The following is a 14139-nucleotide window of genomic DNA, read 5'->3' on the forward strand; positions in this document are numbered from 1 at the left end:
AGTAGAATGGGTCTTACAACATCAACAAGAATGGGAATTAATGCGTCAACAGGCAAGGGCCGAGTATGAGGCTAAGTACACCGCTCAACAAAACTACCGCAGGCTCATGGAAATTTATGCTTTGGTGCGTCCGATTTAACACAAGCCGGAGAAAGCCCTGTATTTCAGCTAATTTTGCCAAAGGCGATCGCAAAAATTCCACTAATCATCAATCCCACTCCTATCCATCCCACTTTTGAAACTTGTTCACCTAATATAATCGCCCCTGACATTGTAGTTGCTAAAACAGTTAATCCAATCACAACTGGATAGGCTACAGACAAATTAAACTTACCTAAAACCAAAATGTAAAATATTGTGCTGATTCCGTAAGCAGCTAGACCGCCAAATAAATATATATTCAGAGGATTTTGTCCTGCTCCTAGTTTTAATAGAGTTTGCGCCCCGCTGTTTAGAGCAACTGAGAGCAGGATTAAAATAAAAAATACAAAATTACTTGGCATAATTAATGTCCTTGCTTATTAGTTTTAGAAACCCCCGTTGTAGGGGTAATTCATGAATTACCCCTACAACGGGGCATTCATCCGACATTTTTAGGTAAAGATTTTTTGCCATTTCAAGTTGGATAAGAATTTGCATCAAAATCTTCCAGTTCGTGAGCCAAAGGATAAGGTGTTTGTACCCTTTTGCCAAATAGCTTTTCCCACCAGCGAAAAGGATGGGGAAGTGTGGCAACTTGGATGCTGGGACAACCGACGAGCCATGCTCCTAAAACATCGGTATGACGACTATCACCAATAACAACTACTTGTTTTGGTTTTAGTTTCATTAATTTTATCGCTTTCCAAAAGGCAAAAGGAAATGGTTTTTTAGCTGGATTAATAGCTGGTATATCCAGACGATAAGACCAATATTTTACGCGGTAGCGACGCTTGCCATTGGAGAGAATATAAAACTTGAATCCGGCTAATTTGGCTTGCTTAATCCAAGCTTCAGCGCCAGGGGATAGATAGCGATCGTCCTCTGAAACAATTGTATTATCCAAATCTAAGATCACACCTTTTATTCCAGAGGCTTCTAGTGATTCAATTTTTATCGTCGCCAGCCGATAATCTGTTTTTGGAAAATAGCGCTTTCCCACTTTGATAATCAACTCCTTGGTGAATAAAAAAATAACTTATCTGATGATGATGCCCTGAGTTTTTAACCAGAGAATCGCAAAACTTGTGAGCACCCAACCGACAACAGTTAATAGAATTGGTCGATCTTTTAATAAAACTTCTTCCGGTCTTTCGCTTTGACCACCAACTTCGCCTTCATTTCCGACTTCGGTTCGGCGGGCAATTTCTTCGGGATCGCTCAGGAGTTGATAGCGAAAAATGCCATACATCACAAAGGGTAATGTTAGCATCATCCAGGGAGTGGAAGCGCCGTTAACTTGCGGGCCTGAACTCCAAATTGCATAAGTTAGAATAGCGCCGTTAGTTACAACGCTCTCCATGCGTTCGAGTAGCCCAAAAGAGTAGCGTCTCAGAACAGCCCTGGTTTTCCCACCACTGATTTTTATCAACCTTAATTCTGCTTTGCGCTTTTCCACACCCAAAAACAGAGCTAGCATAGCGGTACAAAGCAAGAACCAGGGAGATAGAGGAATTTTAGTAGCTGCCCCACCTGCATAAGCGCGGAAGACAAATCCCATTGCGATCGCTACCACATCCAAAATTACAGTCCGCTTCAGCTTTAAGTTGTAGGCGACTTGCAGTAGCGCATAGCTAATGATAGTTGCTCCTAGCCAGCGCGATCGCATCCAACCAATAATTACTGCTCCACCCAATAAAACTACTGCCATTGCGATCGCCACCGGAATACTTACTGCTCCCGACGCGATCGGACGTTTACACTTGACGGGATGCTTCCGGTCAGCTTCTACATCTACAATGTCATTCAGTAAGTAAAAACTACTAGAAGCTGCACAAAATAGTGCAAATGCCAGAAAACTGCCCAAAATCGATTCTAGATTCACACTAAAAGCAAATAGAGGAGCAGCAAAAACAATGAGATTTTTTGTCCACTGGCGGGGTCTAAGCGCTGCTAAATAAGGAGATTTCATACGCTGATTTTCTGTTTGTAAACAACTTGAAATTTACTTAGGAGTTGTTAAACTTTGGATAACTTTTGGATTTTCACCCCAAGTAATCTTCTGGACAAAAGTCACTCTTTATGTTTAGGTTTATCAGACATCGGGTTTCCCTTGGAGGCTTAAATTAAAGCCTGGTAGATACCTAAAAATAGGTCTCCTGATATCTTTGGTAATAAATGCAGCTTATACTAAGCAGTTGGGCTTTTTAGCAAATTAAAAATTAAATTTAATTTGCTGTTACATTTACTATATCAGGAGTGCCTATTTAATTACTTAAAGTTATGATGTTTTTTGGGCTGGGTTTAGATTCACTGGTGTATTGGCAGGGAAAGCCGAACCCAGCTGAACATTCATTTTCTTCCCTTTGATCTCCAGGTTGATTTGTTTACCATCCCAAGTCCAATTAACCAAACTTCCGCCAATTTGTAATCCCTTAACGTTGATTGGTTGCTTAAGCCATGCTTTAGGAATTCCGGCACCAATGACTAAGGTTGGTTGACTCTTGGAACGATCGACATAAGTCAACATATCCAATTGCAAAAGTAGCATTTGGGCAGCACTTCCGTAATGGGGCGTAACGTTGGGAGGATTAATCCAACCGCGATAACGATGCCATTGGGAGAAACTCTTGGGTAGCTCACCGATTTGATTGTTATCTCCCCACCAAGTATATAAACCAGGGGAAGCTTGATTTTGCCAAAACCATTGCAGATTATCCCAGACTCGATCGTTCTTATCCAAAACTAGCCATTGGTGAGTTTCTGCCAAATTGAGAAATGGAGATACAGGTTGGCGCAAAGATCCGTTAGCATCGTGGGATTCATTCCAGCGTCTTTCCAATTCTTGAGTCAACACATCCCGATTAGAAGTTCCAATCCCACTAGGCCACAAACTAGTAGTGTAAGTTTCAGGAGTAGTAGCGAAGACGAATTTAAATTTTTCCTCCCAAGCTGCTTGTAATTTCCCAGCTTCGGAACGCCAAGTTTTCCCCATCGCACTTTGACCAACTCGATCGGCGATCGTCGCCGCATCCAACAACGCACGATAGCTCATCATGCTTGCCGAGGGATCGAGGGTAATCAGATCCGGTTGATTGTCCATTCTGCCTGCAATCAAATCGGTTTCCAGAAAGTCTGGATGTTCGGCAAAAGGAGCCTTTGATTTATCCACCACTGGGTAGCCCGGTCGGTTTGTGGTGAGCAGATCCATAATCAACTGGGCTTTACGTTGAATGTGGGGCCACAGGTAGCGATCGTACTCTGGCTGATTCACTTGCTCGGCAACTTCTGCCAATGCCCAGATTCCCAAAGCCGGAACATTCGCTTTCCATTGAATCCCATCAAGAAAGTCGGTTTCTGCAAAGTAACCGGATAACTCCCTTGCTACATCTAATTTTCCAGCACGCGCCAGAGCAACCATTTGATAAGCGCCATCTTGGAAACGTGGCAGCGGGTAGCTTATGGGGTCGCTAGGAGTGGTACGATTGCCCACAAGCCCCATCATCAGATGAGCAACTTGGGCGTTAACGGTTTCGACAAATCTGCGATCGGGTAAATCCAAAACCAGATCCGACGAGGCTTTAGTCGCGTTTAGGGTAGTCGGTGCAGGAGTAAAGTTTGCTAGCTCAATGCTATTTTCGCCTGGAGCCAGTTCGATCCGCGCATAGCCCCAACCCCATTTATCTTCCCATTGCTTGACAACTGATGATTGGGAAATCCAACTCGGTGAGGTTTCGCTACCCAGATGTACTTTAGCTGGAGTGCGACTGAGTTTCACAGACCAACGATTATTGATCAGCAACCTCTGACCATCCCAGTTTAATGATTTGATGGAGCCGCCTGCTGGCCCCACACTGCGAATCACCAATACAGGTCGAGTTTGTGCATTAGCCGGGGTTTTCAAGTTTAAATCCCAAGTTCCCGGTTTTGGGGCAGACCAGTAGGTTTGATAGTATTCAGTTGTGGTAAAAATTCCCGGAATCTGTTTGTCGGGGAGATTAGCAAATTGTTGCTTGATTTTATCTAGGGGGATATTGTCGCTGGTGGCTTTCAGGTTGCCATTTTTATCTACCACCCAGATCGAAACCCCGAAACTGCCAGCTACGGGGCTAAAGCTGCCACCTGGTTCATAGTATGCTTTGTCTTGGGCGCGGCTACCGGGAGTTCCTAATACAATATGTCCAGCATTGCGAAGCCAGGGATCTCCCGGACGGAGACGCATTTGTTGTTCTACTTGTTGTTGGGGAGTGCCGTAGTATTGCAATGTTGCCGTGACTTGGTTGTATTGCGATCGATTATTAATTCCCGCACTGACTACAACCAATCCTGCCAAAACTAACGCCACCAAACGCAGACGAGTTAGGGAACTAAACGCTACCAAAATTAGCAATAATGGGGCGAAGTGTAGCGAATAAATAAAGGTTTCTCTGGCTCCGTAAACGCTGTGGATCAGCAGTTGTCCGACAATGGTAAGACCCAGAGCAATTCGCAGTTTAGGCTGTTTTTTGGTGGTGAAGAATGCCCAGATTCCAATTAATAGCAACCCCGTCCAGCATATTGCTGCTACTGTACCCCAAATTCCCCCTGAACCAGGAGTTAAGGTATTAGTTGCCAGCTTAACCCAATCTGGTCGAATTGGTGAGTCTTTAATTTCGATCGCAGGCATGACGATCGTTTGATAGAAAAAGGAACTAATAGCCGATAACACACTGTCGGACTCTGGTGCCGACATGAACTTCTTTTCGCCAATAAATGTCTTGGGAGCAAAGGGAAATCCAGCATTAGTAAAAACTAATCGTTGCAGAATCCAAAGCACATTCACGATCGCAAAAGTTACGATCGTAATTTGAAACGCTTTTTTCGGGCGAAAGCTAACAAATGTCGCCAGCAGTCCCGACATCCAGTTGGTGATTGTAATGCTTACTGAAAACCCGCTCAGTAACACATACCAAACGGTCGATACTTTCTGAATTTCAGCCAATGGCAGCAGAATTAAAGGCAATAATAAGGAAAGCGAACCAGAGGAAAAAGATTCTGGCACCACAAACCAAAAAACCGCCGCCGAACTAACAATTCCTAATAAGCTAAAGATGCTAGCATCCAATCGCGGACAACGCATTAGCCGGAATAAAACATAAAGCGCTCCTATCCAAACTCCTGCAATCAAAGCAGTTACCAGTCTTGCAGCTGCCACTGGATCGAGGTTAAATATTTTTCCCAATCCGAAGACTAACGGAAAGACTAGTAAGGGAAATAAAGGGTGTTTATTATTGCGACCATTATCACTGGCGATACTGGTCATATTCCCAAACACCGTAGGAATGTCGCTACCAAACCAGACATCTTGAGCATAGAAATCCGCGATCGCTGCATTGGGAATCTGTTGAGCGCTCAGGTAGCTAACAATGGCAAACCCAATGGCAAGGATAACAGTAATTGAACTATCTATCTGGTGCTGTTTCAGCCACTTGGGCAGATTGTATCTGATTGATTGAAAGTTAAATCTTATGCTTGCATCCATTTATCCACTGCCTAATCATAATACTTAGAAATTACCGAGCCTAAAAGCCAAATTCTAGTCATTAGAAATCGGTTGTTTTACTCTCGGATCGCTATCGTCTTTGCCGGAACTCCGGCAACAATTGAGTATGCTTCAATACTTTTGGTGACAACTGCACCTGCTCCTATCACGCAACCATTACCGATCGCACAACCATCGACAATTGTTACACCTGCACCAATCCAGACATCATCTCCGATCGTAATTCCCTTCTTCGTTGGCGTTTGCTCTCTAAAAGGGAGATTTCGCTCTTTAAAACCATAGTTTACCGGAATTATTGTCACCTGCGGCCCTATTAAACAATTGTTACCAATTATCAAATTTCCGTGACCATAAAGCGCCGAAAAAGAATTGACAAAACAGCCATTTCCGATTATTATTGAACCTCCGTAGGTTCGCAAAATCACAAAAGAACTAATCAGAGTGCGATCGCCAATCACTATTTTAGACTCACTGTGGTCGCTCGGATCTACCTCCAGAGCCGAATACTTACATATAGTACTATCTTGACCAATAAAAATATTCTTTCTGTTACCTCTTAAGTCTGCCAGTAAGCTAACATCTGAATTCTTCCCTAGCTCACCCAATCTCCTCTTTTGATATTGCCAAAGGAGCGTTTTGAGAATTGTTTTTGGCTTCATACAAAATTCATACAAAATATAAATTACTTACCCAAACTTCATCCAACCCTTAATTTTAGCAAATTCAGGTTAGAGCGATCGAACTAATTATAGCGTTTCTCAAACTTTTGAGGTACACCAAGTTTTAATTTCTGTTCCCTTTTCCCCATTCTCAGTTCTCTAAAACTAGAAACTCTTTACCATATCAGCCTGAGAATGGCTATCTATAGGGCATCTACAGTTAATTCTTTGTTTTTACCAGTACACTGACTGGAGAAAGGAACCATTTCTGCTCATAGTTACCCTTCTGTTCGGGGATTTTTTCAAAAATTATGCCACTGGAATCAAATATTATACAGGGATTAAAGCGTTTAAATGGCTCTAAATTTTGTTTGACCTCTGACACATTTTTTACAGCTACGTGCTGGATGCGATATTTCTTATCTGTGTCTGCGTTTAATAAGACCCAAAGAGGATATTCATAAATATCTAATTTATTGAAAGATATGCCAATGTCTGTACATTGTTGAGACTTTATAAACTTAGTTGCTCCTATCATTGATTCTCGAAAGTATGGTCGTCCTACAAAGTACCAATAAGTTCTACTCTTAATGAATAAATTTTCAACCCTGCCAGTTTTGAGCAAATTGCTATTGGCAACAAGTGGTCTGGTTTCATTGAAAAAGAGCCAGAATAATGATGAAATGAGTAAGATAGTAGCAACCAAATTTACTACTTTTAACGACCATTGCTTTGATAAAACAGCACCTACAAATGCAGAGGATAAAACAAATAAGCTGAGGTGAAGCCTGGTGTGAAAGGGTGTCCAGGCAAGGAGCATACAAAATACTATAAACCCAGCAATTATACAAAGAATATAGTTTAGTAGAGAGTAATTAAAATTTTTCTTCTTCCAAGATAAGCCTAAGATAGCGATCGCAGTAAAGATCAACAAAAGATGGATCGCATTACCAGCCAAATCTTCCTGATTTATCAAGCTATTAAGCTGAAAATTGCTAGAGCTTGTGCGAGGGTCATTAATATCTGCACCAATCAACTCATGTATGCCAGAAATTACATTCAATAACAAACGGTTAACAGAAGGAACAGGCGTAGAAATATCTAAAGCCAGATTTTTAATAATATTTGAGATAACTATGGGAATACTAAAAGCTCGATTGGTGTAAATAATATAATCAGGTGATGTACCCAGCGGATTACGGAACACTTGGAAGTTACGTACCCAATGAAAACCGTTAACCGCAAAAACTAGCATTGCTAATTGAAGAGCAGGCTGATAAATCTGCCAGCGTAGTAATTTTACTTTGACGATAAAAAGCCATAACAAAAAGGGAAATGAGTAGAGATAAGCAGTTGGTTTGGCGAAAGTAGCCAGCGCTAAACTAACACCAATTGGTAAAACATAATGCTTGCCTGTTTCATCCTGCAATGATAATAAAATATAGTAAACTAAACAAACTAACCAAAAAGCAACTGTATAATCATTTTGAGTGCTTGAACCTTGGAGAATACCCATCGGTATTGTTGCACAAAAAACCGAGGTAAAAGCTTGACCATAACGATTCGCGCCTAGTTGTTTAGCAATCAGGGAAACTCCAATAATACTGCCAATCATGGCGAACCATTGGACAAGATTGGCAAAGCGATCGCTACCACTTAAAATCTGGAAGTGTAGGATAGTAAACGTTGACCAAGGAGATAGAAATAGTTGGGCTGTATAATTAGTTGGGAAATGCCTAACACTCTGATTTTGTATCCAGTGCATAACACGAGGCATATGGTAGCCCATTGAGTCATTAGTATTAGGAGGAGCAATCAGTGCAACCAAGCCAACTACAGAGATAATAAAGAGAATTCCTAACAGCCAATTACGAATATAGAAATTTACTCTGGAACTTTCCTGATCTAGGGAATTGTTCAAATATGAAGCTTCTTTTCTGGCGCTATCAATTAACTTGCTTTTCTTAGCAGAGCGCTGATATAGAAACCCTAGCAGAGAACAGATTAATAACCATGTACCCGATAACCAACCAAAAGTTAACAATTGAAAAATACTTAAAATTTCAGTTATCGCGGTTACTAAAACTCCCCATACCAGAGATGATATGAGGAAAGAACTACGCCAGCACCTCTTTCGTCTACTATAGACATTCAAGAAGAGAAGAACAAAGGCAAATATTGGTAGTAAAACAAACATCAATATCTCCAAAGTATTTCAGACAGGTAATTCAGTTAAGTTTCCAGTATTTAAAATGTCTTGCCAAAAACCTTGCTGCCAATAGGGATAATTGTTTAAAATTGCCAAATTTGTTGAGAGAAAGGAACAGGTATTTTTTAGCATTATACCAGCTTGGGTTGGTACGCTGCAAAGAGTATGGAGTTTAAACTTCTCTGTTAAAATACCTGTTAGATTAACTAATCATTTAGACAAAATCTCTCAAACCTTTAATTCTTTTAAAAAGCCAGGTTAGAGCAATGGAACAAGCTAAAACAACCACAAACCCGATCGCGATTTCTAAACCTGAAACTGTCTGGAAAATATTCTTAATAAACTTGTTGTTCTCTATAGTAGATAAGACAATATCAGTAAAGAAAACGTGAAATCCATAAATTCCTAGAGAGCATGAAGAAAGAAACTTGATTGCCGGAGGAGCCTTAAGTGGAGATAGCAAGGCAAGATATAGTAAGAGCCAAGAACCAAATACAAGAGAAAGCCTTGAATAGTGAAGCAGTTTTTCAAATAGATGCAGTTCTAAAATCAGGAAGAAGATGAAGGAAGCTAGTAATAGACATAGTTTTAGCTTAATAGAGTCAGACCAACGCTTCAATTTTCCTTCATTAAACTCTTGCGTGACTATCAGCGCCGTAAAGAGATAGGGTAAAAAACAAAGTAGATTATAATCCCAGAAGGCAATGCTTGATATTGAACGCACAATTCCTGTTTCCGAGTTACCACCAAGATTGCTAACCACAATCTCAGTCACCGAAAGAGAGAAAATTAGCAAGCAGGAAACAAATAGTAAGCCATAGCTAATAAAGAGCTTTACCGAATTGCTTCTTATCTTTCTAAACCAAGCAATTATAATTCCAGCTAGGCTAGTCAAGAAAATTAGACCGAATAAAAAGAAGAAAGGTGATTGACCTCCACTTACTATAAACTCAACCAATCTTCCAGGTGATGAGGTTGCATCATTAATTACTGTAAAATTCCCCTTGATAAAAATGTCATACAAAACTTTTGCGCCTACCCAAAAACCATAAAGTAAGATTAGTTTGGGTAGGCGCTTTTTCAGCAAATATAAACTACTTGTTTTCTCACTCTTTAAATATAGCAAGAATAAGGACATCTGAAAAAAGACTGGAACTGCTAGATAAGCTACTTTAGCCATCAGAGCATAAGCCAACGCACCCGAAACTAATATTTCTACTACTACAAACAAGTTACTTTTCAGCGCCACTATTGCAATTGAAAAGATAGCACGCAAGAAATCGAAACCTTCTATATTTTTGTTTGATTTCTTTGCTTCCTGCTGGGCTAGAGATTCACTAGTCTTTTGCAACAGTTCCAAATTGGCAGGGGGAGTAGCCATATTCATTACCTCATCCAGATTAAGTAGTAGTCATGAGCCAAAAACTATAGACAATAAATGTAGTGAAGTAAGTTTGATATCAAGCTTCACTCTATATTTTGGCTCTCCTGTAAATGACTTGATAATGCAAGGTTATGATATACCCTTATATAGATTGTCAACCTTCATTATCTAGAGATTAGGATCAGATGTTACTTTTTACTAAAAACATCGGGTAGAGCACGCAAGTTACTACAATCCGGTAGAACAGGCAAGAATTATCACAGAATATTAGTATCAGGTTGTATTGCTACAGATCCGCTTCGTTTTTTCCCATCCTGTGGAAGTTAGAGCCAAATATGATTGCACCCTGAGTACTTCTCACTGAGGACAGGCTCTAAACTTTTAAATTGTTGCATCGTTATAGTCTTCGAGGAGTTGTTGGCGCTGCGCTGTCAACAACTGCTTGCAGGCTAACCAAATGAAGACTGGGATGGTGCTGCTGTAGCGTCCCCAAAGCCGACGAGGTTCTTGTAATAAACGATAGAGCCATTCAAAGCCAGCCGATCGCACAAAACCAGGAGCCCGTTTGTGAAGTCCAGCATAAACAGGAAAAGCACCGCCCAATCCAATCATCACCGCATTTACACGGTCTTTATGGTTAGCCATCCAAATTTCCTGCTTCGGACAACCCAAACACACAAATACGATTCCCGCGCCGCTTTGGTTGAGCATTTCTACCAGGGCTTCATCTTCTTCTGGAGTCATGGGGCGAAATGGTAAGGGTTCCATTCCGGCAATCTGGAGCTTGGGAAACTCTTCATTTAACCGTTGGCGCATTTTATCAAGAACTACTGACTGGGAACCGAGGAAAAATACTTTAACTCCAGCCTTTGTTGATTGCTCGCATAGCGCCTGTAATACATCTAAACCCGCTACACGGTCTTGTTTGCGAACTCCCAACAACCTAAGCATCCAAACTAAAGGCATTCCGTCTGGAGTTACCATATCCGCTTTTTGCAATACACTGGCAAAACTAGAGTTTCGATAGGCTTCCACCAGCATATGAACGTTAGCAATACAAACTGTTTTGCTTAAACCCTGCTTAGCCCATTCTAATATCACAGCCATTTGGGACTCGAATGGTAGGGCGGTAACTGGAAAGCCGATAACTGGCTGAGATGGAGGATTTACTTGAGTCATTACTTGTGTCATTACTGGTGTCATATATTTAATTAGTATTTTCCGTATTGAGAAGTTAAAACCGTAACCGTTTTACTTACGTGATTCTGTAAAACTCCTAAGAGTCGTTAAATAGAATGTTATGGGATTTCTCTGTAAAAATACCAGAGTCAGTTTCACATCTTTATCCAAAATTCATAAATTTCGCTTTTTTATTAAATTCTTTTGAAGAGTAATGGTAATTACAGTAATGTTTTCTCTCAGTAGACTTACAGCGTAGAAACCCGGAAGCTTTCCAAAAATATTAATGATATGGTTTTAATGTAGGCAGTAAAAGGATTGGTGGTGTTCTCCAGTGCAACTGATTAACCATAGACAGCAAATGTTCCCTCAAGAGAGAGACTTATGGTTCTCCCCTACTTATGGTGATCAGTAAGCCTAAATTAAACAATGAAGTGTTTGCTTGATCACAAATCCGGGTTCCTAGTCCCGTTGGGCTGACGGCTCGACTGAGCGTTCGCCGAAGTCCAAGACGGAAGCCTAGCCCCCAGCCCCTTGCATCAGGGTTTCCCATTGCAATTACTACAGAGCCGTTTTTTATCCAACCCAGCAAGTCTCTATCTGCGGTTCACCAAAGACAAGGGCTCGATCCAAAACCTGCGTCAATGGGTAGATAATTTCCTAATCAAGGTTGGCTAAGTTTGTTACATAGTTAACTTCCAGTAAAGCTTTGAAAAAATGAATTTTATCCCAAACTGTTAAGGCTTACTAAGTTTACTAACTTATTTCTCAATTGTCCAATAATATGTACCATAAGGATTTCTGCAATGATTATGTTAAGCAAAACCGAACATAAAGTCACCGACTTAAATTTTTTCGACAGACTTTTTGCTCAAGTCTTGCCATCTTCGCCTAAGCCCAGAACTCATAACTTCACTAAACAGAAGATGAGCGTGAATTATGAGTTTGAAGAGATAGATGGTAGAAGAGGACAGATGACTGGCTATGGTAAAGGAATCAATGTTAAAGACTATATCATACTTACAAAACAAGGGATTCGCTATCGGGTAGAAGCGATCGAGTACTACTCCGAGCCAGCCGATCTTTGGACAGCGCTGCTGTATAAGTGTTGCGCCTAGCCCTGACTAAATCTATTGTATGAAGCACTGGCGAAGCAGTGAACCTTTGCTTTGAAACTTTAGTCAACTAACCCTAACCCATCAATATTTCTGTTGTTTTCCAGCAGAAAGTATTGCCCAACAAAGTTGGGAGAAGTTGCATAGATAAGAATCAACAGTCCAACCATTCTACAATGGCCTAAAGGAAAAACATCAAAAGTTGGTAAGCAAAAAATCAAGAATGTACCAACTCCAACTAACCTGCGTCGCTCCCAGCGACCTGTTGTAATAGCCCATAGAGCAAGGGGTATCGCTATGACGTAGTGATGTTCCCAGACAGACGGTGAAATTAGCAACCCCAGGGCGATCGCATCGATCGAATGCCCATAAAGTATAAACAAATCATTCGGTAGTTGTCCGTTCCTAGAAAGACTATCTTTCTTAAGCTGCCTATAGCCTCTCTCACGCTTGATCATCCTAACAACAAACCAAACAAGAATCAAAAGGTTTATGACCGCTACGATCGTAGGAACAAAATTAAAATAAGACTTATCTATAAATGTTGCAGGTATCTTAAATAAATTGTAAACAAAGCTCCGTATACTACTATTTCGGTAGTTATTGGGTTTTTCGGGGCTTTGGAAATAGATGAGAAATTGCTGCCACAACGTCCAGTCTTGCCCCCAATTAGTCTGAATCAGTGAAATAGCAAAAAATCCTACAACTACCGCCAAAATAGCACGCCGCCTCTTGATAAAACTCCAAGGGAGTAATAGAGCGAGAGTATACAGCTTGATATGTGCGCCCAAGGCGACTGCTAAACCGCTAACAAAGGGACGAGACCGGAGGAACAGGAGCGCCAGGAGGAAAGTGTTTAAGACCCAGACATTAATCTGATCAAATTTTATTGTTCTAAAGAGCGGCTCGTTAAACAGAAATAATCCCGATACAATCAATGAAGCTAAAATATTTTTCAAGCCCATTCTTCGAGCCAGGTGGTAGGTTAAATAATATGCCAGGATAATCTGGAAAAACTGACCACATTGATATAAGTAGAAAACAGTATTCCAAACTTTTAATGTATCTCCTTTTGGCAGCAAATTAGTTGAGTTAACTAATTTGTATAAAAAGGCAAGTACTTGTGCTGGCAAAGGTGGATACAGATAACACCTTGGCTCTGCTAGATAAGGATTTAGTTCATTTAAAATTGAGCGAGCCGCATTCTCGTAACACAAGTAATCGCTAGCTTTGTGATATGATATATCGATTAATATCCAAAGAATATTTAAGCTGACAAGAAGTGGCAAAATGACTAGAATAAAACTATTTAAGTTTAATCTTTTCGATATTCCCAGTCTAGACCAGGTAAAAGCAATTAATACAATTGAAATAAATAGACCAAATAGTTCAAAAGGCTCGGTATCTACCATACCCGGAACGCTGCCATCATAGGTTCTGGATATAAATGATAGGTTTAACGGCCAAAGTACAATTGGTAGAACTACGGCAAGGAGAACAGCGATCGCATAAACCAATACTGTAAACGCAGGCTTATCTTTAGCCGTGAAAATATTTTGAATAGGATTAAATTTCATTTGAAAAACTTTCACATTCCGATTTTTTAATTATAATTCGTTCTCTTTACTTGCGTCGCTCCTAATGTAATAAAATTAAATAAAAATCACACTACACCCGATACTCCTTGGGTCTTGGGTAGGGGCTAGGCATTCGGGCTACAATTTATGACTCAAACCCTAGATTTTCTACTCCGATTGCTGATGCCTACGGCACGCACTCGCGTCCGCCCAAAGGGAAAAAATCCCTAACCGAGCAGTATTGACACTACACCAAAGTAAATAAATTTCCTTGGCAATTAAAAGCACAATCTAAAGAATCACACAATCAAAGATCTGTGTGGTTCATAACCTCGA

The 14139-nt window shown here is 40.7% G+C and carries 10 protein-coding genes; 1 reads left to right on the top strand and 9 read right to left on the bottom strand.

From position 1 onward, the window contains the following. Nucleotides 1-164: 164 nt before the first annotated feature. From ACE1CC_RS14355 to ACE1CC_RS14390, 8 genes are all read right to left on the bottom strand, one after another. Nucleotides 165-503 (bottom strand): SMR family transporter, encoded by a 339-nt coding sequence (locus ACE1CC_RS14355; protein WP_413271115.1) that lies wholly within the window; start codon nt 501-503, stop codon nt 165-167. A gap of 113 nt (nt 504-616) precedes the next feature. After that, entirely contained in the window at nt 617-1141 is a 525-nt protein-coding gene (locus ACE1CC_RS14360; RefSeq protein ID WP_413271116.1) for a YqeG family HAD IIIA-type phosphatase, read from the bottom strand. A gap of 36 nt (nt 1142-1177) precedes the next feature. Then, complete coding sequence (locus tag ACE1CC_RS14365; RefSeq protein ID WP_413271117.1) at nt 1178-2110, bottom strand: decaprenyl-phosphate phosphoribosyltransferase; 933 nt, start codon at nt 2108-2110, stop codon at nt 1178-1180. Nucleotides 2111-2419: 309 nt separating this feature from the next. Then, nucleotides 2420-5659: an MFS transporter gene (locus ACE1CC_RS14370; RefSeq protein ID WP_413271118.1), complete on the bottom strand. Its 3240-nt coding sequence runs from the start codon at nt 5657-5659 to the stop codon at nt 2420-2422. A 77-nt stretch (nt 5660-5736) separates the two neighbouring features. Beyond that, nucleotides 5737-6339 carry an acyltransferase gene (locus ACE1CC_RS14375; protein WP_413271119.1) on the bottom strand — a complete coding sequence of 201 codons (603 nt, stop codon included), beginning with the start codon at nt 6337-6339 and terminating at the stop codon, nt 5737-5739. Between the two features lie 220 nt (nt 6340-6559). Next, nucleotides 6560-8260, bottom strand: a complete 1701-nt coding sequence (locus tag ACE1CC_RS14380) for a glycosyltransferase family 39 protein (protein ID WP_413271120.1) — start codon at nt 8258-8260, stop codon at nt 6560-6562. Between the two features lie 502 nt (nt 8261-8762). Further along, entirely contained in the window at nt 8763-9929 is a 1167-nt protein-coding gene (locus ACE1CC_RS14385; RefSeq protein ID WP_413271121.1) for an acyltransferase family protein, read from the bottom strand. A 384-nt stretch (nt 9930-10313) separates the two neighbouring features. Then, nucleotides 10314-11135: a WecB/TagA/CpsF family glycosyltransferase gene (locus ACE1CC_RS14390; RefSeq protein WP_413271122.1), complete on the bottom strand. Its 822-nt coding sequence runs from the start codon at nt 11133-11135 to the stop codon at nt 10314-10316. Between the two features lie 782 nt (nt 11136-11917). On the opposite strand from ACE1CC_RS14390, the gene ACE1CC_RS14395 reads away from it, so the two are divergent. Then, entirely contained in the window at nt 11918-12229 is a 312-nt protein-coding gene (locus ACE1CC_RS14395; protein ID WP_413271123.1) for a hypothetical protein, read from the top strand. A 59-nt stretch (nt 12230-12288) separates the two neighbouring features. Here the strand turns inward: ACE1CC_RS14395 and ACE1CC_RS14400 are convergent, their stop codons facing one another. After that, nucleotides 12289-13803, bottom strand: a complete 1515-nt coding sequence (locus ACE1CC_RS14400; RefSeq protein WP_413271124.1) for a glycosyltransferase family 87 protein — start codon at nt 13801-13803, stop codon at nt 12289-12291. Nucleotides 13804-14139: the final 336 nt, after the last annotated feature.

It is taken from the genome of Floridaenema aerugineum BLCC-F46 (genome assembly GCF_041929345.1).
GTDB lineage: Bacteria > Cyanobacteriota > Cyanobacteriia > Cyanobacteriales > Aerosakkonemataceae > Floridanema > Floridanema aerugineum.

Coding starts and splice junctions, on each gene's coding strand:
- ACE1CC_RS14355 (WP_413271115.1), bottom strand. CDS start 503: ATGCCAAGTAATTTTGTATTTTTTATTTTAATCCTGCTCTCAGTTGCT.
- ACE1CC_RS14365 (WP_413271117.1), bottom strand. CDS start 2,110: ATGAAATCTCCTTATTTAGCAGCGCTTAGACCCCGCCAGTGGACAAAA.
- ACE1CC_RS14370 (WP_413271118.1), bottom strand. CDS start 5,659: ATGGATGCAAGCATAAGATTTAACTTTCAATCAATCAGATACAATCTG.
- ACE1CC_RS14375 (WP_413271119.1), bottom strand. CDS start 6,339: ATGAAGCCAAAAACAATTCTCAAAACGCTCCTTTGGCAATATCAAAAG.
- ACE1CC_RS14385 (WP_413271121.1), bottom strand. CDS start 9,929: ATGGCTACTCCCCCTGCCAATTTGGAACTGTTGCAAAAGACTAGTGAA.
- ACE1CC_RS14390 (WP_413271122.1), bottom strand. CDS start 11,135: ATGACACCAGTAATGACACAAGTAATGACTCAAGTAAATCCTCCATCT.
- ACE1CC_RS14395 (WP_413271123.1), top strand. CDS start 11,918: ATGATTATGTTAAGCAAAACCGAACATAAAGTCACCGACTTAAATTTT.
- ACE1CC_RS14400 (WP_413271124.1), bottom strand. CDS start 13,803: ATGAAATTTAATCCTATTCAAAATATTTTCACGGCTAAAGATAAGCCT.